Genomic DNA, 18,506 nt, shown 5'->3' on the forward strand with positions numbered 1-18,506 from the left:
GGTGCTGAAGCCATTTTTGACACATATCTTGCAACCGGGGCAATAGGGGGCTTTCAGACGGAGGCTGCAGCCGCCTGATGGCCTACACTTTGGGGCCCCTGGCCGCGCCAGCGATGGTTTCTGCACCCCCGGGCTGCCCTGCCGTGGCCCCGCCTCACCATGATCATCACCAGCCTGCTCGATACCGATCTGTACAAGTTCACCATGATGCAGGTGGTGCTGCACCAGTTTCCCGGGGCGCAGGTCGAATACCGCTTCAAGTGCCGCAACCCCGGCGTGGAGCTGGCGCCCCATGTGGCCGAGATCAAGGCGGAAATCCGTTCGCTGTGCAGTCTGCAGTTCCAGGACGATGAGCTGGCCTACCTGCGCTCGTTGCGCTTCATCAAGAGCGACTTCGTGGATTTTCTCGGCCTGTTCCGGCTGAACGAGAAATACATCACCGTCACACCGCTGCCCTCGGGTGAGATCGACATCACCATCCGCGGGCCATGGCTGCACACCATCCTGTTCGAGATTCCGGTGCTGGCCATCGTGAACGAGGTCTACTTTCGCAACACGCAGAAGGTGCCTGATTTCCCTGAGGGCCGCCGGCGCCTGGACGACAAGATCGCGCTGCTGCAGGCCGAGGGTCTGGCCGAGCTCAAGATTGCCGATTACGGTACGCGTCGGCGCTTCAGCCGTGCATGGCATGAAGAGCTTTTGCGCGTGCTGGTGGCCCGTCTGGGAACGGGCGACCGCCGCCCGGGGGCACCGCCCGGCCCAGGCCAGTTTGCGGGCACCAGCAATGTGCTCTATGCCATGAAGCTTGGTGTGACGCCGCTCGGAACCATGGCGCATGAATATTTGCAGGCCTGCCAGGCGCTGGGTCCGCGCCTGCGCGACAGCCAGGTGTTCGGCTTTGAAATGTGGGCCAAGGAATACCGCGGCGACCTGGGCATCGCGTTGTCCGATGTGTACGGCATGAGTGCCTTCCTGCGCGACTTCGACCTGTATTTCTGCAAGCTGTTCGATGGTGCCCGGCACGACAGCGGCGACCCGTTTGCCTGGGGTGAGCGCCTGCTCGACCACTACCGCAAGAACCGAGTCGATCCGCTCACCAAGACGCTGATCTTCAGCGACGCGCTCACCTTCCCGCGCACGATAGAGCTGTACCAGCAGTTCCGGGGCCGCTGCCAGCTGGCGTTTGGCATTGGCACCAACCTCACCAACGATCTGGGGTATGAGCCCCTGCAGGTGGTCATCAAGATGACGCGCTGCAACGGCCAGCCCGTGGCCAAGGTGTCGGATACACCCGGCAAGGGCATGTGCGATGACGAGAAATATCTGGCCTATCTGCGCCAGGTGTTCGAGATTCCCTCGGTGCAATGACCGCTCCGGGTGTCCCCTGCAACCCTTCGACAAGAAAGAGAACCCCCCCATGAAGATTTTCCGCTGGCTGGCCGCTGCCGCCCTGTGCGTGCTGCCCGGCCTGGCAGGTGCCGCCGATATCGATGGCAGCCGCCTTTCGCTGTTGTGGGGTGTGCCGTTTGCCGGCATTTTGCTGTCGATTGCGCTCGTGCCCCTGCTGGCACCCGTCTTTTGGCACCACCACTTTGGCAAGGTGGCGGCGGCCTGGGGGTTGGCGTTTCTGCTGCCGTTTGCCGTGGTGTTCGGCCCGGCGGTGGCCGGCGCCAGCTTCGTGCATGCGCTGCTGGCCGAATACATTCCGTTCGTCATTTTGCTCACGGCGCTGTTCGCGGTGTCGGGTGGCATCTACATCCGGGGCAACCTGCATGGCAGCCCGGGGCTCAACACGGCCATTTTGGCCATTGGCGCCGTGCTGGCCAGCTTCATGGGGACCACGGGCGCATCCATGCTGCTGATTCGCCCGCTGATCCGCGCCAACGACAACCGCAAGCATGTGGCCCATGTGGTGGTGTTCTTCATCTTCATCGTCTCCAATGCGGGCGGCTCGCTCACGCCGCTCGGGGATCCGCCGCTGTTCCTGGGCTTCCTGAAGGGTGTGGATTTTTTCTGGACCGTGGCCCATATCTTCCAGGAGACCCTGTTTCTGGTGGGCGTGCTGCTGGTGCTGTTCTACGTGCTCGACAGCTGGTACTACCGCCGCAGCCAGGAGGTGAGGCCGCAAGACCCGACCCCTGACACCCGTGCCATCGGCTTTGACGGCAAGGTCAACTTTGCCCTGCTGGGCGCGGTGGTGGCGCTGGTGCTGCTCAGCGGTTTCTGGAAATCGCCGGTGGTGTTCAACGTTGCCGGCACCGAGGTGGGATTGCCCGGCATCGTGCGCGATGTGGGCCTGGTCCTTGTCACGCTGGCTTCGCTCTGGCTCACGCCCAAAACGGTCCATGCCGACAACCAGTTCGGCTGGGGGCCCATGCAGGAAGTGGCCAAGTTGTTTGCCGGCATTTTTCTGACCATCATCCCCGTGATCGCCATGCTCAAGGCGGGTGTCAACGGTCCCTTTGGCGCCATTGTGGCCGCCGTGACGCGGTCCGACGGATCGCCCGATCCGGCCATGTATTTCTGGGCTACCGGTGTGCTGTCGTCGTTTCTGGACAATGCTCCCACCTACCTGGTGTTCTTCAACACCGCCGGAGGCGACCCCGCCGTGCTCATGACCACGCTGGCCCCCACGCTGGCGGCCATTTCGGCCGGCGCCGTGTTCATGGGGGCCAACACCTACATCGGCAATGCGCCCAATCTGATGGTCAAGGCCATTGCCGAAGACCGTGGCGTGAAGATGCCCAGCTTCTTTGGCTACATGCTGTGGTCGTGCGGCGTTCTGGTGCCCTTGTTTATTCTCATGACCTTTATCTGGTTCCGTTGATTGGAGACTTCCTGATATGAGCAAACCCCGCATCCTGGTTGCCCGCGCGATCTTTCCTGAGGTGGTTGCGCGCCTGGCGCAGCATTTCGAGGTCGAATCCAACCCCGATGACGTGATCTGGTCGCCCCAGGAGCTGGCCGCGCGGCTGGCCGACAAGGACGGTGCGTTCACCACGGGCAGCCAGCGCATCGATGCCGCCCTGCTGGCCGCCGCGCCGCGCCTGAAGATCGTGGCCAACATGGCCGTGGGCTACAACAACTTCGACGTCGATGCCATGACGGCCGCGAGCGTGCAGGGCACCAACACGCCCGACGTGCTGACCGAAACCACGGCGGACTTCGGCTTTGCGCTGCTCATGGCCACGGCCCGGCGCATGGCCGAAAGCGAGCATTACCTGCGCGCTGGAAAGTGGACCACCTGGCGCTACGACATGTTTGCCGGCAGCGACATCCATGGCAGCACGCTGGGCATCATCGGCATGGGGCGCATCGGCCAGGGCGTTGCCAAGCGCGGCGCGCATGGTTTTGGCATGAACGTGGTCTATCACAACCGATCGCGCCTGTCGCCCGCGCTGGAGGCCGAGTGCAAGGCCCGTTATGTCGAAAAAGACGAGCTGCTGCGCACGGCCGACCATGTGGTGCTGGTGCTGCCCTACACCCCGGCATCGCACCACACCATAGCAGCAGCCGAGCTGGCGCTGATGAAGCCCACGGCCACGCTCATCAACATCGCGCGCGGCGGCATCGTGGACGACGCAGCACTGGCAATAGCGTTGCGCGAGCGGCGCATCGCTGCGGCGGGCCTCGATGTGTTCGAGGGCGAGCCCACGGTGCACCCCGACCTGCTCACCGTGCCCAACGTGGTGCTCACGCCGCACATCGCCAGCGCCACGGTGCCCACGCGCCTGGCCATGGCCAACCTGGCGGCGGACAACCTGATCGCCTTCTTTGACGGGCGCGGGCCGCTCACGCCGGTGAACCAGCCGGTGGCCGGTGTGCGCGCCAGGTGATGCTGGGATCTGAGCGAAATTTGCCTATAACGCTTATGAAGTAAGCGTTATTTGCTACTAAAAACATAGTAAATCTGTCTTGACTACCGATACCCTTGTGCTGCTGGCCGCGCTGGCGCTGGTTCTCGCCCTGCTGGTGCTGCTGTTGTTGCGCCGCCCCCGTGTCGATCTGCCACCCGAATGGCTGGCGCGCCTGCAGGCCCTGGAGCAAACCGCCCTGGCCACGCAGATTGCCGTGGCCAAGAACGATGGCGCTCTGGATGGCATGGGCCAGCAGCTGCGCGGTTTCACCCAGACCACCCAGACCACGCTGGAGACCCTGCGCCACGCCGTGGACGAGCGCCTGGCCCAGGCCGTGAGTGAATCGCGCAACAGCCGCACCGAACTGCTGGCGGCGTTTGGTGTGTTCGAGGGGCGGCTGGAGCAGCGCCTGGCGGCTTTCGATGCAGCCCTGAGCCAGCGCCAGACAGCGCTGGATGTGGCGCTGGGCCAGCGCTTCGATGCTCTGCAGCAGGCTGTGGCCGGGCGGCTGGAAGAAAGCAGCAAGGCGCTGCTGGCGCATCTGGCGCAGGGCCAGGCCGATGCGGCCACGGCGCGCACCGAGCTGTCGGCCACGCTGGTGGGGTTTCGCACCGAGCTCACCACCACCACCGCCGCGCTGGCCTTTGAGAGCGTCAAGTCGCGCGAGGCCATGAGCGAGGGCGCGGCGCTGTTTGAAAAGCGCATCCAGGAGCGTTTCGAGGCGCTCACCGCCGCCACGCGCCTCACGCTCGATTCGCTCAAGACCGACATCCAGGCCCAGCTGGGCACCATGTCGAACGCGCTCAAGGACCAGCTCGAAGGCAACAGCTACCAGATCAAGAACCAGTTCTCGGTGCTGCAGGACGCCGTCTCGCAGCAGCTGGCCGGCCTGGTGCAGGGCAGCCAGCACAACGCCGAGCAGCTGCGCACCGCGCTCAACGAGCGCCTCGGTGCCATCCAGGCCGACAACGCCACCAAGCTCGAAGAAATGCGCCGCACGGTGGATGAAAAACTGCACGCCACGCTGGAGCAGCGCCTGGGCGAGTCGTTCAAGCTGGTCAGCGACCGGCTCGAACAGGTGCACAAGGGCCTGGGCGAAATGCAGACGCTGGCGGGCAGCGTGGGCGACTTGAAGCGCGTGATGACCAACGTGAAGTCGCGCGGTACCTGGGGCGAAATGCAGCTCGGGGCCATCATCGACAACGTGCTCACGCCCGAGCAGTTCGCGCGCAACGTCAAGACCGTGCCGGGCAGCGACGAGCTGGTGGAATTCGCCATCCGCCTGCCGGGCAAGAGCGACGAGCACCCCGTGTGGCTGCCCATCGACTCCAAATACCCGGTGGAGCAATACCAGCGCCTCCTGGACGCCCAGGATGCGGCCGACAAGGCGGCCATCCTGTCGGCAGGCAACGCGTTTGAAACCTCCATCAAGCTCGAAGCCAAGAAGATTTTTGCCAAGTACGTCTCGCCCCCGCACACCACCGACTTTGCCGTGCTGTATTTGCCCACCGAGGGCCTGTTCGCCGAGGTGATGCGCCGCCCCGGCCTGGTCGAGGCGGTGCAGAACGACTGCCGCGTGATGATCACCGGCCCGGCCAACCTGGCGGCCATGCTCAACAGCCTGCAGATGGGCTTCAAGACGCTGGCGATCGAAAAGCGCTCGTCCGAGGTGTGGAGCCTGCTGGGCATGGTCAAGACCGAGTTCGCCAAGTTCGGCGATGTGGTCGAGGCCACCAAGAAGTCCATCGACGCCGCCGCCAAGAAGTTTGACGAGGTGGGCGTGCGCACCCGCGCCATCCAGCGCAAGCTGCGCGATGTGCAGGATCTGCCCGCACCGGATCCGGCCATGCCGCTGGCAGGCGCCAGCACATCGGCACTGCCAGGCCTGGACCCCGAGGACGACCCGCTGTGAACTGGGCACTGGCGCGGTTGATTGCCGGCCAGATCTGCGTGCATGCCTGCATGGCCGGCATGCGCATGGCCGCGCCGCTGCTGGCGCTGCGCGAGGGTTACAGCGCAGCGGCCGTGGGCGTGCTGCTGGCGCTGTTTGCGCTCACGCAGGTGTTCCTGGCCTTGCCCGCGGGGCGTTATGCCGATCGCCATGGCTTGAAGCGCCCCGTGGGTCTGGCGGTGGCGGTGGCATCGGCGGGGGCTGCGCTGGCGCTGGTATGGCCGGTCTTTCCGGTGCTGTGCCTGGCGGCATTGATGACGGGGGGCGCCAGCGGTGCCGCGATCATCGCGCTGCAGCGCCATGTGGGCCGGGCCGCCCACGATGCCACGCAACTCAAGCGCGTCTTCAGCTGGCTGGCCATCGGGCCCGCCGTATCCAACTTCATTGGCCCTTTCTTTGCGGGCTTGCTGATCGACCATGCCGGCAGCACCGCCGGCAGCCTGGAGGGCTACCGTGCCGCGTTTGCGCTGATGGCGCTGCTGCCGCTGGCCACCTGGTTCTGGGTGCGCGACACCGTGGAGCTGCCCCCGGTGATTGCCGCCGGCGGTGCACCGCAGCGGGCGTGGGATCTGCTGAACGATGTGCGTTTTCGGCGCCTGTTGCTGGTCAACTGGTTTCTGTCGTCCTGCTGGGACGTGCACACTTTTGTGGTGCCGCTTCTGGGGCACGAACGCGGCCTGTCGGCCTCGGTGATCGGCACCATCCTCGGGGCCTTCGCCGTTGCGGCGGCGCTGGTGCGGGTGCTGATGCCGCTGGTGGCAGAGCGCCTGCGCGAGGCCGCGGTGATCACCACCGCCATGCTGGCCACCGCGCTGCTGTTCGGTGTCTACCCGCTTTTGCCCACGGCGCTGGCCATGGGGGCCTGCTCGGTGCTGCTGGGGCTGGCGCTGGGCTCGGTGCAACCCATGATCATGAGCATGCTGCACCAGATCACGCCACCGGCCCGCCACGGCGAGGCGCTGGGCCTGCGGCTCATGACCATCAATGCCTCCAGCGTGCTCATGCCGGTGCTGTTCGGCTCGGTGGGGGCGCTGATCGGCGTGGCCGGCCTGTTCTGGTTGGTGGGGGTCGGCGTGGGTTTTGGCGCGCGGCAGGCGTGGCTGATGGGGCGCGAGACCTGATGAAGCGGCTGGCCCTGTGCGCCGCGCGCAGGGCCGGCGCTTCGTGTGCTTTCAGAGCTTGTAGAACGCCTTGATCAGGTCCCAGGCTTCCTGCGGGTCGTCGGTGTAGTGGAACAGCTGCAGGTCCTTGGCCGAAATCGTGCCTTCTTCGACCATCACGTCAAAGTTGATCAGGCGCTTCCAGTAGTCGGTGCCGCACAGCACGATGGGCACCGGCTTGGCCTTGCCGGTCTGCACCAGGGTCAGCACTTCGAACAGTTCATCGAGCGTGCCAAACCCGCCGGGGAACGCCACCAGGGCCTTGGCGCGCATCATGAAGTGCATCTTGCGCAGGGCGAAGTAGTGGAACTTGAAACTCAGTGAGGGCGAGATGAAGCGGTTGCCGCTTTGCTCGTGCGGCAGGCCGATGTTCAGGCCCACGTTCAGCGCGCCCGCCTCGTGGGCGCCCCGGTTGGCGGCCTCCATGATGCCGGGGCCGCCGCCCGTGCAGATGTAGATGCGGTCGGCCGGGCGCTGGCGCTCGCTGTACTCGGCCACCAGGCCGGCAAACTGGCGGGCGAGGTTGTAGTAGCGGGCATTGCGCACGGCCTGGTGGGCGCGTTGCAGCTGTGCAGCATCGCCACTGGCCTCGGCTGCACCCAGCTGGGCTGCTGCCTCGTCGGGCGCTACAAAGCGGGCGCTGCCATACACCACCACGGTGTTCTCGATGCCTTGCTCGGCCTGGCCCAGGTCGGGCTTGAGCATTTCCAGCTGAAAGCGGATGCCGCGTGTTTCGCGGCGGAACAAAAACTCGGGGTCGGCAAAAGCGAGCCGGTAGGCATCGGCGTGCAGGGGGTTGTCGTTGTTGGCGTGGGCGTGCAGTTCGGCCCAGGCATCGGCCAGGCGGCGTTCGTTGAGTTGGGTGTTGGCTTCCATGGGGATGGCTGTAGTCGCGGCCCTTGCCGTATGGTGAGAGGGGTGGTGGCATGGCCTGGGCATGGGTGCGCCAGGCCTGGTGGAGTTTTAAATTAAACAGGGCTCTTGCGCTTTTCTGTCATGTGTTGTGAGCTATAAAAATAATAGCAATTCAAGGCGCTGCCAGCGCTGCGCTGCATTGGCCAGGCAGCCCGCTACGGGCGGGTGGACAGCGCCAGTGCCACAGTCTGCAGCCCGAGTATGGTCATGAGCAGCGAGCCCCCCAGGTGCAGCACGGTGGTGCCCGATGCCATCAGGTAGCGCTGCTGCTGCAGCATGGTCACCACCTCGGCCGAAAAGCTGGAAAACGTGGTCAGCGCCCCCAGAAACCCCGTGACCAGCGCCAGCCGCCACACCGGGTCGATGTGGGGCAGCGCCTGGAAGGCAGCAACGCACACACCGATGAGGTAGCCACCCACCAGATTGGCCACCAGCGTGCCCCATGGCAACAGCGCACCGGTGCCGCTGAGCCACAGGCCCAGACGCCAGCGGGCCAGCGCCCCCAGGCTGGCGCCGATACAAATGGACAGAACATTCAGCATGGCGCCATTGTCCACATCCGGTGGTTGCGTCCGGCGCTCAGCGCGCCGCCATCTGCTGCGGCAGCCAGGTCACGATGCCAGGGAAGACGTAGATCAGCGCCACCGCGCCGCACATGAGCAAAAACATGGGCAGGGTGACCTTGGTGATCCAGGGCAACTGGCGGCCCGTCATGCCTTGCAGCACGAACAGGTTGAAGCCCACAGGGGGCGTGATCTGCGCCATTTCGACGACCAGCACGATGAAGATGCCGAACCAGATGGGGTCGATGCCTGCGGCCTGCACCGTGGGCATGAGCACACCCATGGTCAGCACCACCATCGAGATGCCGTCCAGGAAACACCCGAGGATGATGAAGAAAATGGCCAGTGCCACGATGAGTTGGGCCTGGTTCAGGCCCAGCGATGCAATCCACTCGGCCAGGTGGCGCGGCAAGCCGATGTAGCCCATGGCCAGCGTGAGGAACGCGGCCCCTGCCAGGATCAGCGCGATCATGCAGTACAGGCGCGTCGCGCCCATCAGCGAATCCTTGAACGTGCCCCAGTTCATCGAGCCCTGCACGGCCGACAGCACCAGCGAGCCCACCACGCCCACGGCAGCCGCCTCGGTGGCGGTGGCAAATCCGGTGTAGATGGAGCCCAGCACGGCCGCAATCAGCAGCATCACGGGGATCAGGCTGCGCGATTCGGACAGCTTCTGCATGAAGCCCATGCGCACGTCGGCGGCCGGCACCTGTTCGGGGTGGCGCAGCGCCCAGACCACGATGTAGCCCGAGAACAGGGCTGCCAGCAGGATGCCCGGCAGCACGCCCGCAATGAACAGCTGCGAGATCGACACCTCGGCTGACACGCCGTAGACGATCATGATGATCGACGGTGGGATCAGCAGGCCCAGCGTGCTGGCACCGGCCAGCGTTCCCACCACCATGTGCTCGGGGTAGCCCCGGCGCGTCAGCTCGGGCAGCGTCATCTTGCCGATGGTGGCGCAGGTGGCGGCGCTCGATCCCGACACGGCGGCAAAGATGGTGCAGCCCACCACGTTGGTGTGCAGCAGCCGGCCCGGCAGCGCCTGCACCCAGGGGGCCAGGCCCTTGAACATGTCCTGCGACAGCCGGGTGCGGAACAGGATTTCGCCCATCCAGATGAACAGCGGCAGGGCCGTGAGGGTCCAGCTGGAGGCGCTGCCCCAGATGGTCACCGCCATCGCATCGCCCGCCGGGCGCGCGGAAAACAGCTGCATGGCGATCCAGGCGACGCCGGAGAGGGTGAGCCCGATCCATACGCCGCTGCCCAGGATCAGGAACAGCGACAGTACGAGCAGGCCGGTGATGGCGAGATCACTCATGGTAGGTTGTGCCGGGTTTATTCATTGCGCAATGCTTCGCCGGATGAGGCATCCGCACGCCTGCCCATCATTTCCAGCACCAGTTCGTCCAAGAATGCGATCGCCAGAATCACCGTGCCAACGGCCATGGCGATTTGTGGAATCCACAGCGGTGTGGCGTCGCTGCTGGTGGAGATGTCGTGGAACCCGTGCGACTGCCAGGCCAGCTTGCAGCTGTAGGTGGCAAACAGCAGCGCCAGCAGTGTGGCAATGGCCAGGGCCCAGATCTCGAACGCCTTCTTGGCGCCGCCCTTCAGAAAGTTGAGCAGCAGCGTGACGCGGATGTGTTCGCCGCGCTTCAAGGTGTGGGCGAGCGCCAGAAAACCGGCTGCGGCCATCAGGTAGCCCGCATAGGCATCGGTGCCCGGCACATGGAAGTGGAACTGCCGGCTGGCGATGGACAGCAGCACCATCCCCAGCAGGCCGACCATGAAAAGCGCCGCCAGGGCGGCGGCGCCGTCGTACAGAAAGTCCAGCAGGCGGCGCATGGGCACAGTCTTCAAAGGTGCCGGCTTACTTCCGGTAGGCGTCGATCAGCGCCTTGCCCTCGGGGCCGGCCTTGTCGAGCCATTCCTTGAGCATGGTGTCGCCCACCTTGCCCATGTCGGCCTTCAGTGCGGCAGGTGGTGCCACCACTTCCATGCCGTTGGCCTTGAGCTTGGCCACGGTGTCGGCGTTGACCTTGGCACTGTTGGCCCAGCCGCGCGCCTCGGCGTCGGCACCGGCTTTGAGCAGGGCCTGCTGCAGGGGCTTGTCCAGCGCATCAAACGCCTTCTTGTTCACCAGCAGGGCGTTTTTGGGCAGCCAGGCCTGGGTGTCGTAATAGAACTTGAGGTGCTCGTACAGCTTGCTGTCCACTCCTGTGGCGCCCGAGGTCATGGTCGATTCGACCACGCCCGTGGCCAGTGCCTGCGAGAACTCGGCAGCCTGCACCGTCACGGGCTGGGCGCCCACCAGCTCGGCAATGCGCGCGGTGGCGGGGCTGTAGGCGCGCCACTTGATGCCCTTGAGGTCGGCGGCGGAGGCCAGCGGCTTCTTGGTGTAGATGCCCTGGGGTGGCCAGGCCACGGCGTACAGCAGCATCATTCCCTGCTCCGCCAGCTTCTTTTCCAGGAAGGGCTTTTGGGCGGCGTAGAGCTTCCTGGACGCGTCGTAGCTGTCGGCCAGGAAGGGCAGGCCATCCACGCCAAACAGCTGCCATTCGTTCTGGAAGTTGGCCAGCAGGATCTCGCCCATCTGCGCCTGGCCGCCTTGCACGGCGCGCTTGATTTCGGGGGCCTTGAACAGCGCGGCGTTGGCATGCACCGTGATCTTGAGCTTGCCGCCCGTGGCCTTGTCCACGTCGCTGGCCAGTTGCACCATGTTTTCCGTGTGGAAGTTGGTGGCCGGGTAGGCGGCGGCCAGGTCCCACTTGGTCTGGCCAAAAGCCGGTGTGACAGACAGGCCGGCAGCCAGTGCCAATCCGAGTGCGGTGACGGGGAAGATTCGACGCTTCATGAAATAGCTCCGCAGGGTTGGATGTCAAAAATATGAGGATTCACTCTATCGAATGCAGGTCGTTTGGGGGGTAGGTGTTTTGCCTGAATATCGCCAGATTTCCTTCGATTTGCCCACAATATCTACATGCACATCCCGTGCCATGGGGGCTTTCTGCAAGGCGCTTTCCGGGAAATCTGCGGGCAGTGCAACCAATGCGTCGGGCCCCATCGATTCGTCTGCACAACTGGTGAATGAAGCGTTCAAAAATGGGGGGCTCGGTGTTGTAATCTCGCAAAAGAAAGGCGAAGAAGCCAGCTTCGCCGCTGTCGATGCGGATCGCCTCCAGTACAGCGCTACCGCGAGATTCACGAAAATGGCCTGATTGGTGCGCTGAATGCCGGCGATGCGCTCAACCGTGACATCGGCGAGTGGGTCCGTTTGCGGCGTGTGCCCTCGGGCATGCATGACCAGACTGCGCGCTCTGCGGCGTTGCGGTAGTCAATTTCAGATAAAAAACAGCTCTGGCCATCACCTGTAAATCGCTGGTGGCTGTAAATTGAGTAGAAAAAAATGTCCCTTCAACCCTCTTTCGCACCCCGCTGGCAGTTCTGGATTGACCGGGGTGGCACCTTCACCGACGTGGTGGGCAAGCGCCCCGATGGCAGCCTGGTCACGCACAAGCTGCTGTCCGAGAGCCCCGAGCAGTACAAGGACGCCGCCGTGGCGGGCATTCGCCACCTGCTGGGTTTGAAGTCCGGCGAGGCGGTGACGCCCGAACTGGTGGAGTGCGTGAAGATGGGCACCACGGTGGCCACCAACGCACTGCTGGAGCGCAAGGGCGAGCCCACGCTGCTCATCACCACCAAGGGCTTCAAGGATGCGCTGCGCATTGCCTACCAGAATCGACCACGCCTGTTTGATCGCCGCATCGTGCTGCCCGAACTGCTGTACAGCCGCGTGATCGAGGCGCAGGAGCGTGTGGGCGCACACGGCGAGATGATCGAGCCGCTGGACGAGGCGCATCTGAAAGAGCGCCTGTGGGCCGCCTACGACGCGGGCCTGCGCAGCGTAGCCATCGTGTTCATGCACGGCTGGCGCTACACCGCCCACGAGCAGGCAGCCGCCCGCCTGGCCGAGCAGGCGGGGTTCACGCAGATCAGCACATCGCACGCCACCAGCCCCATGATGAAGTTCGTGAGCCGGGGCGACACCACCGTGGTCGATGCCTACCTTTCGCCCATCCTGCGCCGCTATGTGGACCAGGTGGCGGGAGAAATGCCGGGTGTGCCGCTGTTTTTCATGCAGTCGTCGGGGGGGCTGACGGATGCGCACCGTTTTCAGGGCAAGGACGCGATCCTGTCGGGCCCCGCGGGTGGCATCGTCGGCATGGCACGCACCGCAGGCTTGGCGGGCCACGACAAGGTCATCGGCTTTGACATGGGCGGTACCAGCACCGATGTGAGCCACTATGCGGGCGCGTTCGAGCACGAGTTCGAAACGCAGGTCGCCGGCGTGCGCATGCGCGCGCCCATGATGAGCATCCATACCGTGGCAGCGGGTGGGGGCTCCATCCTGGGTTTTGACGGCGCCCGTTTTCGCGTCGGCCCCGAGAGTGCGGGCGCCAACCCCGGCCCCGCCAGCTACCGCCGGGGCGGGCCGCTGGCCGTGACCGATGCGAACGTGATGGTCGGCAAGATCCAGCCCGCGCATTTTCCGAAAGTTTTTGGCCACTCGGCCAACGAGGCGCTGGATGGCGATACCGTGGTGCAGAAGTTTGGCGCGCTGGCGCAGCAGACAGGCCGCAGTGCCGAGGATGTGGCCCACGGCTTCATCCAGATCGCCGTGCAGCAGATGGCCAATGCCATCAAGAAGATCAGCGTGGCGCGCGGCTACGACGTGACGCGCTACACCCTGCAGTGCTTTGGCGGCGCGGGCGGCCAGCATGCCTGCCTGGTGGCCGATGCGCTGGGCATGGCGCGCGTGCTGGTGCACCCGCTGGCGGGCGTGCTCAGCGCCTACGGCATGGGCCTGGCTGACCAGAATGTGATCCGCGAGCAGGCGGTGGAAACCAAGCTGGGGCCCGAGGCGCTGGCGGGCATTGCCGCCACGCTGGAGCAACTGGCCACCATCGCGTGCACCGAGCTGGAGCGCCAGCAGTCGGGCAGCGGCACAGCCGTGGTGCACCGGCGCGTGCATGTGCGCTACGAGGGCAGCGATTCCGCGCTCATCGTGCCGTTTGGCCCCATGGCCGAGATCACCGCCACGTTCGAGGCCGCCTACCGCCAGCGCTTTGCCTTCCTCATGCAGGGCAAGGGCCTGGTGGTGGAGGCTGTCTCGGTCGAGGCCGTGGTGCCCGGCGATGCGCCTGTGGAGCCGCGCCACGCGCTGCAACCCGCGCGCACGGTGCCGCGCCGCAGCACCGTGCGCATGTACACCGGTGGCATCGACGGCGTGGCCGCGTGGCACGACGCCGCGCTGGTGGTACGCGAGGATTTGCGCCCCGGTGATGTGGTCCCCGGCCCGGCCATCATTGCCGAGAAGAACGCGACAACCATCGTCGAGCCCGGCTGGGAGGCCGAGCTGACCGAGCTGGATCACCTGCTGCTCAAGCGCCGCGTGGCCCGTGCCGCGCATCATGCCGTGGGCACCACGGTGGACCCGGTGCTGCTCGAAGTCTTCAACAACCTGTTCATGAACATCGCCGAGCAGATGGGGCTGCAGTTGCAGAACACGGCCTACTCGGTCAACATCAAAGAGCGTCTCGATTTCAGCTGTGCGCTGTTCGACGCAGCGGGCCACCTGATCGCCAATGCGCCGCACATGCCGGTGCACCTCGGGTCCATGGGCGAGAGCATCCAGACGGTGATCCGCCAGGCCGGAACGGACTTGCAATCCGGCGCGGGCAAGATGCAGCCCGGCGACGTGTTCGTGCTCAACGATCCCTACCACGGCGGCACGCACCTGCCGGATATCACGGTCATCACGCCGGTCTACATCGCCGATGAAGCCACGCCCAGGTTCTATGTGGGCAGCCGTGGGCACCATGCCGATGTGGGCGGCACCACCCCTGGTTCCATGCCGCCGTTTTCCACGCGCATCGAGGAAGAGGGCGTGCAGATCAACAACGTGAAGCTGGTGGAGCGCGGCGTGCTGCGCGAGGCGGAAATGATTGCGCTGCTGCAAAGCGGTGAGTACCCGAGCCGCAACCCGCAGCAGAACATGGCCGATTTGCGTGCGCAGATCGCGGCCAACGAAAAAGGCCAGCAGGAGCTGCGCCGCATGGTGGGCGAGTTCGGCCTGGACGTGGTGCAGGCCTACATGCGCCATGTGCAGGACAACGCCGAAGAATCCGTGCGCCGCGTGATCACGCGGTTGAAGGATGGCGCGTTCACCTTGCCGCTCGACAACGGCGCGCAGATCAGCGTGGCCGTGAAGGTGGACGCACACAACCGCAGCGCCACCATCGACTTCACCGGCACCAGCCCGCAGCAGACCAACAACTTCAACGCGCCCACGGCGGTGTGCATGGCTGCGGTGCTGTATGTGTTTCGCATGCTGGTGGACGACGACATCCCGCTGAACGCGGGCTGCCTGAAGCCGCTCAACGTCGTCATTCCGCCCGGCAGCATGCTCAACCCCCACCCGCCGGCCTCGGTGGTGGCGGGCAATGTGGAGACCTCCACCTGCATCACCAATGCCTTGCTGGGGGCGCTGGGTGTGATGGCGGGCAGCCAGTGCACCATGAACAACTTCACCTTCGGCAACGCGCGCTACCAGTACTACGAGACCATTTCCGGCGGCAATGGTGCAGGCGGCGTGTTCGATGACGCGGGTGCCCTGGTGGGCGGCTTTGGTGGCACGAGCGTGGTGCAGACGCACATGACCAATTCGCGCCTGACCGATCCGGAAATCCTCGAATTCCGCTTTCCGGTACGACTGGAAAGCTATGCCATCCGTGCCAACTCGGGTGGCGGCGGCCGCTGGGCGGGGGGCAACGGTGGGGTGCGGCGCATCCGTTTTCTGGAGCCGATGACGGCCAGTATCCTGTCGAACGGGCGCCACCACGGGGCGTTTGGCATGGCCGGTGGCAAGGTCGGCGCGCCCGGCATCAACAAGGTGGTGCGCGCCAGTGGACGGGTCGAACTGCTCGACCACATCGGCCAGGCCGAGATGCAGCCGGGCGATGTGTTCGAGATCCACACCCCCGGAGGCGGCGGGTTTGGTACTGCGTGAGCAGGATTAAGGTGAAATAGGCTGCCAGGGCATATGGGTAAAGCGCTGGCAGCTATCGATCAAGGCGTAATTGGCGGCACTTCGGGCGATATGGGCCCTTCACGAATCGCGTTCCTGCGAACCCGTGCTGCGGCTCAGGCTGGGAGGCGCATCGTTGCCCGCGCGCCGTGCACGGAACAAGGCCGCGCGCATGAGGAAGATGTTGGTCACGGGCACCGTGATGGCCACGAACAGCGCGATCAACAGGGAGTGCAGCGCCAGGCCTTGCCCCTGCAGCGAAAAATACACGATGGTGCCGTGCATGACGCACCAGCAGCCCATGGTGGCAATGATGGACGGCGCATGCACGCGCTCGAAATAGGTCTTGAGGCGCAGCAAGCCCCAGGAGCCCAGCAGCGCAATCGCCGAGCCCGCCAGCAACAGCACCGCGATGATGATTTCTGCCCACAGCGGCAGCGCGGCTTCGGTCATTCGATCACCTCGCCGCGCAGCAGAAATTTGGCCATGGCCGTCGTGCCCACGAAGCTGAACAGCGCGATCAGCAGCGCCCCCTCGAAATAGGTGCTGCTGCCATAGAGAACGCCCAGCACCAGCGCCAGCAGCATGCCGTTGAGGTACATGCAGTCGAGCGCCAGCACGCGGTCTTGCGCCGACGGACCCTTGAGCAGCCGCACCAGGGCGAGCACCATGGCCAGCACCAGCATGCACAGGGCAATGGGCAGGGCCCACGAAAGAACAGGGTGGGTCATTCAAAAATCTCCATCAGCGGCCGCTCGTAGCACTGCTTGACGTGGTCGATCAGGGTCTGGGGATCATCCACCTCCAGGGCATGCAGCATGAGCATGGAGCCGTCCAGCGAGAGCTCGGCCCAGGCGGTACCGGGCGTGATGCAGACGATCATGGCCAGCACGGCCAGCGCATTGGGGTCGCGCAATTCCAGGGGAATGAGCACGAAGTCGGCACCATGCCGTGGTCGCCCGGGAGAAAGCAGCAGCCGCGCCACGGACAGGTTGGATGCGACCGTGTCGGCCACCACCGTCAGGCCCAGCCGCAGCACGGTGCCGGGGCGGCGAATGCGCACCGGCAGTGGCCGCAGTCCGCGCGTGAGCAGGGGTATCAGCCACGCCACCAGCAGTGCCAGCAGCAGGTTGCCGGGGCTGAGCGACTGGTTGAGCAGCAGCCACAGCACGAACAGCGCGGTCGACAGCAGGGGGGCGGGCAGCAGGCGTTTCATGGGGCCTCCTGGGGTACCGCGGCATTGCCTGGTGTGGTGGGGCCGGGAATGGGCTTTGCCTGCATCACGGCGCGGATGTAGGTGCCTGGTGAATGCAGGGCATCGGCCGTGGCCTGGGTGAAACGCATCACGGGGGCGGCCAGCACGGTCAGGGCAATGCACAGCGCCAGCAGGGCGGCGATGGGCAGGCCCTCCAGCACGCGCAGCTGCGGTGCAACGCGGTCATGGGTGGCCCAGAAATGGCGGATGCCGGCCCGGGTGAGGGCAATCAGCGCCAGCAGGCCGGTGGCGACCATCAGGGCAAACAGCGCCCACCCCGGCCCGCCTGGCTGGGTGCCGGCCGAAGAGCCCAGGCCCAGCGGATTGAGCAGGGCGCTGAGCATGGCGACCTTGCCGACAAACCCCGACAGCGGCGGCAGGCCGGCAATGACCAGTGTGCAGACCAGAAACGCCAGGCCCAGCAGGGCGGCGGCAGCAGGGATCACGCGACCGATGAGCACTTCTTCGTCCGCGTCGAGGTTCAGGCCTTCGGTGGGAACGAGCTCGGCGTTGAGGAAGGGCGCGTTGTCGGCCTGCTCGAATGGCGCGTAGCTGGCACCGTCGTTGCGCCAGCGGTCGATGAGGTCGGCGGTGAGGAACAGGGCTGCGACGGCCAGCGTGGAACTGGGCAGGTAATACAGCAGCCCGGCGGTGAGCAGGTTCTGGCCAAAGCCTGCCGCCGCCAGCAGGGTGCCGGACGACAGGATGGCGGCAAATCCGGCCAGGTGCGACAACCGCTGCGAACCCAGCATGCCCACCGCGCCAAAGGCCATGGTCAGCATGCCGCCGGCGATCAGCCACAGGCTGCCGAACAGCGCCGAGGCACCGGCCTCGCTGCTGAACAGCAAGGTCCACAGCCGCAGGATGGTGTAGATGCCCACCTTGGTCATCAGCGCAAACAAGGCGCCCACGGGGGCCGTGGCGGCGCTGTAGGCCGGCACCAGCCAGAAGTTGAGCGGCCACACCGCTGCCTTGATGAGAAAGGCCGTGGCCAGGATGGCTGCCGCCGTATGCAGCAGGCCGCGGTCGGCGGCGGCCACCAGCGGAATGGTCTGCGCCAGGTCGGCCATGTTCAGCGTGCCGGTGATGCCATACAGCATCGACACGCCCACCAGGAACAGCGAGGACGCCGCCAGGTTGATGGCGATGTAGTGCAGCCCCGCCTGCACGCGCGGCCGGCCCGAGCCGTGCAGCAGCAGACCGTAGGACGCGGCCAGCATGATCTCGAAGAATACGAACAGGTTGAACAGGTCGGCCGTGAGAAAGGCGCCCGCCAGCCCCATGAGCTGGAACTGGAACAAGGGATGAAAATGCACCCCCGCGCGGTGCCAACGGGCCCCCGCAAACACGATGGAGGCCAGCGCGACCAGGCTGGTCAGCACCAGCATCATGGCCGAGAGGCGGTCCAGGGCCAGCACGATGCCAAACGGTGCCTGCCAGTTGGCCGCCAGGTACACGCCCATGCCGCTGGTGGCGCCGGGCTGGTTGGACCACAGCAGCAGGGCCAGGGCCACCAGCAGCCCCAGCGCGGTGGACAGCATGTTGAGAACCAGTTTCAGGCGCTGCTGCTCCTCGCGCAGCAGCAGCATGAGCGCGGCCGTGAGCAGGGGCAGGGCGATGGGGGCGAGTATCAGGTGCGGCATCAGTGCCGAGGTCGCCTGCTCGACCAGCGCGGTCAGGCCGGCATTCATGGGATGGCCCCTGGTGCGCAGCGC

The 18,506-nt window shown here is 65.5% G+C and carries 16 protein-coding genes; 7 read left to right on the plus strand and 9 right to left on the minus strand.

Features of this window, described 5'->3' with window-relative positions:
* The first annotated feature begins 159 nt into the window (after positions 1-159).
* From pncB to AC1RDS_RS03875, 5 genes are all read left to right on the plus strand, one after another.
* Positions 160-1,368 (plus strand): nicotinate phosphoribosyltransferase, encoded by a 1,209-nt coding sequence (gene pncB / locus AC1RDS_RS03855; protein WP_092697936.1) that lies wholly within the window; start codon positions 160-162, stop codon positions 1,366-1,368.
* A 49-nt stretch (positions 1,369-1,417) separates the two neighbouring features.
* Positions 1,418-2,827, plus strand: a complete 1,410-nt coding sequence (locus AC1RDS_RS03860) for a sodium:proton antiporter (RefSeq protein ID WP_092697935.1) — start codon at positions 1,418-1,420, stop codon at positions 2,825-2,827.
* Between the two features lie 16 nt (positions 2,828-2,843).
* Positions 2,844-3,836: a 2-hydroxyacid dehydrogenase gene (locus AC1RDS_RS03865; RefSeq protein WP_092697934.1), complete on the plus strand. Its 993-nt coding sequence runs from the start codon at positions 2,844-2,846 to the stop codon at positions 3,834-3,836.
* 79 nt (positions 3,837-3,915) lie between these two features.
* Entirely contained in the window at positions 3,916-5,769 is a 1,854-nt protein-coding gene (locus AC1RDS_RS03870) for a DNA recombination protein RmuC (RefSeq protein WP_092697933.1), read from the plus strand.
* On the plus strand, positions 5,766-6,929 hold the full coding sequence (locus AC1RDS_RS03875; protein ID WP_092697932.1) for an MFS transporter: 1,164 nt from the start codon (positions 5,766-5,768) through the stop codon (positions 6,927-6,929). The genes AC1RDS_RS03870 and AC1RDS_RS03875 overlap by 4 nt, the downstream gene beginning before the upstream one ends.
* Before the next feature lie 51 nt (positions 6,930-6,980).
* Here AC1RDS_RS03875 and AC1RDS_RS03880 read toward each other — a convergent pair whose 3' ends face one another.
* From AC1RDS_RS03880 to AC1RDS_RS03900, 5 genes are all read right to left on the minus strand, one after another.
* Entirely contained in the window at positions 6,981-7,844 is an 864-nt protein-coding gene (locus tag AC1RDS_RS03880; RefSeq protein ID WP_092697931.1) for an LOG family protein, read from the minus strand.
* Between the two features lie 194 nt (positions 7,845-8,038).
* Positions 8,039-8,425: a fluoride efflux transporter CrcB gene (gene crcB / locus AC1RDS_RS03885; protein WP_092697988.1), complete on the minus strand. Its 387-nt coding sequence runs from the start codon at positions 8,423-8,425 to the stop codon at positions 8,039-8,041.
* A gap of 37 nt (positions 8,426-8,462) precedes the next feature.
* Positions 8,463-9,767 carry a TRAP transporter large permease gene (locus AC1RDS_RS03890; RefSeq protein ID WP_092697930.1) on the minus strand — a complete coding sequence of 435 codons (1,305 nt, stop codon included), beginning with the start codon at positions 9,765-9,767 and terminating at the stop codon, positions 8,463-8,465.
* Between the two features lie 17 nt (positions 9,768-9,784).
* Positions 9,785-10,294, minus strand: a complete 510-nt coding sequence (locus tag AC1RDS_RS03895) for a TRAP transporter small permease (protein ID WP_092697929.1) — start codon at positions 10,292-10,294, stop codon at positions 9,785-9,787.
* A gap of 25 nt (positions 10,295-10,319) precedes the next feature.
* Positions 10,320-11,303, minus strand: coding sequence for a TRAP transporter substrate-binding protein (locus AC1RDS_RS03900; RefSeq protein ID WP_092697928.1), 984 nt, complete (start codon positions 11,301-11,303; stop codon positions 10,320-10,322).
* A gap of 52 nt (positions 11,304-11,355) precedes the next feature.
* Between AC1RDS_RS03900 and AC1RDS_RS03905 the strand changes: the two genes are divergently transcribed.
* Both AC1RDS_RS03905 and AC1RDS_RS03910 read left to right on the plus strand, forming a co-directional pair.
* A complete protein-coding gene (locus AC1RDS_RS03905) occupies positions 11,356-11,667 on the plus strand; it encodes a hypothetical protein (RefSeq protein ID WP_139285341.1) in 312 nt (103 codons plus the stop codon).
* Between the two features lie 188 nt (positions 11,668-11,855).
* The gene (locus AC1RDS_RS03910; protein WP_492226695.1) at positions 11,856-15,518 is read left to right on the plus strand and encodes a hydantoinase B/oxoprolinase family protein; all 3,663 of its coding nucleotides are present in this window, start codon (positions 11,856-11,858) and stop codon (positions 15,516-15,518) included.
* Positions 15,519-15,617: 99 nt separating this feature from the next.
* Here AC1RDS_RS03910 and AC1RDS_RS03915 read toward each other — a convergent pair whose 3' ends face one another.
* The 4 genes from AC1RDS_RS03915 to AC1RDS_RS03930 are packed head-to-tail and all read right to left on the minus strand — an operon-like array spanning position 15,618 to position 18,482.
* Positions 15,618-15,989, minus strand: a complete 372-nt coding sequence (locus tag AC1RDS_RS03915; protein ID WP_092697925.1) for a monovalent cation/H(+) antiporter subunit G — start codon at positions 15,987-15,989, stop codon at positions 15,618-15,620.
* Positions 15,986-16,267 (minus strand): K+/H+ antiporter subunit F, encoded by a 282-nt coding sequence (locus AC1RDS_RS03920; protein ID WP_092697924.1) that lies wholly within the window; start codon positions 16,265-16,267, stop codon positions 15,986-15,988. The genes AC1RDS_RS03915 and AC1RDS_RS03920 overlap by 4 nt, the downstream gene beginning before the upstream one ends.
* A complete protein-coding gene (locus tag AC1RDS_RS03925) occupies positions 16,264-16,752 on the minus strand; it encodes a Na+/H+ antiporter subunit E (protein WP_092697923.1) in 489 nt (162 codons plus the stop codon). Before AC1RDS_RS03925 ends, AC1RDS_RS03920 begins: the two co-directional genes overlap by 4 nt.
* Positions 16,749-18,482: a monovalent cation/H+ antiporter subunit D gene (locus AC1RDS_RS03930; protein WP_092697922.1), complete on the minus strand. Its 1,734-nt coding sequence runs from the start codon at positions 18,480-18,482 to the stop codon at positions 16,749-16,751. The genes AC1RDS_RS03925 and AC1RDS_RS03930 overlap by 4 nt, the downstream gene beginning before the upstream one ends.
* Between the last annotated feature and the right edge of the window lie 24 nt (positions 18,483-18,506).

This window comes from Acidovorax sp. GW823-FHT02H02, from assembly GCF_058797075.1.

Excerpts from the sequence above, each read along its gene's own strand:
- pncB (WP_092697936.1), top strand. The coding sequence starts at position 160 with ATGATCATCACCAGCCTGCTCGATACCGATCTGTACAAGTTCACCATG.
- AC1RDS_RS03905 (WP_139285341.1), top strand. The coding sequence starts at position 11,356 with ATGCAGGTCGTTTGGGGGGTAGGTGTTTTGCCTGAATATCGCCAGATT.
- AC1RDS_RS03890 (WP_092697930.1), bottom strand. The coding sequence starts at position 9,767 with ATGAGTGATCTCGCCATCACCGGCCTGCTCGTACTGTCGCTGTTCCTG.
- AC1RDS_RS03915 (WP_092697925.1), bottom strand. The coding sequence starts at position 15,989 with ATGACCGAAGCCGCGCTGCCGCTGTGGGCAGAAATCATCATCGCGGTG.
- AC1RDS_RS03895 (WP_092697929.1), bottom strand. The coding sequence starts at position 10,294 with ATGCGCCGCCTGCTGGACTTTCTGTACGACGGCGCCGCCGCCCTGGCG.
- AC1RDS_RS03910 (WP_492226695.1), top strand. The coding sequence starts at position 11,856 with ATGTCCCTTCAACCCTCTTTCGCACCCCGCTGGCAGTTCTGGATTGAC.
- crcB (WP_092697988.1), bottom strand. The coding sequence starts at position 8,425 with ATGCTGAATGTTCTGTCCATTTGTATCGGCGCCAGCCTGGGGGCGCTG.
- AC1RDS_RS03860 (WP_092697935.1), top strand. The coding sequence starts at position 1,418 with ATGAAGATTTTCCGCTGGCTGGCCGCTGCCGCCCTGTGCGTGCTGCCC.
- AC1RDS_RS03925 (WP_092697923.1), bottom strand. The coding sequence starts at position 16,752 with ATGAAACGCCTGCTGCCCGCCCCCCTGCTGTCGACCGCGCTGTTCGTG.
- AC1RDS_RS03880 (WP_092697931.1), bottom strand. The coding sequence starts at position 7,844 with ATGGAAGCCAACACCCAACTCAACGAACGCCGCCTGGCCGATGCCTGG.
- AC1RDS_RS03930 (WP_092697922.1), bottom strand. The coding sequence starts at position 18,482 with ATGAATGCCGGCCTGACCGCGCTGGTCGAGCAGGCGACCTCGGCACTG.
- AC1RDS_RS03920 (WP_092697924.1), bottom strand. The coding sequence starts at position 16,267 with ATGACCCACCCTGTTCTTTCGTGGGCCCTGCCCATTGCCCTGTGCATG.
- AC1RDS_RS03900 (WP_092697928.1), bottom strand. The coding sequence starts at position 11,303 with ATGAAGCGTCGAATCTTCCCCGTCACCGCACTCGGATTGGCACTGGCT.
- AC1RDS_RS03865 (WP_092697934.1), top strand. The coding sequence starts at position 2,844 with ATGAGCAAACCCCGCATCCTGGTTGCCCGCGCGATCTTTCCTGAGGTG.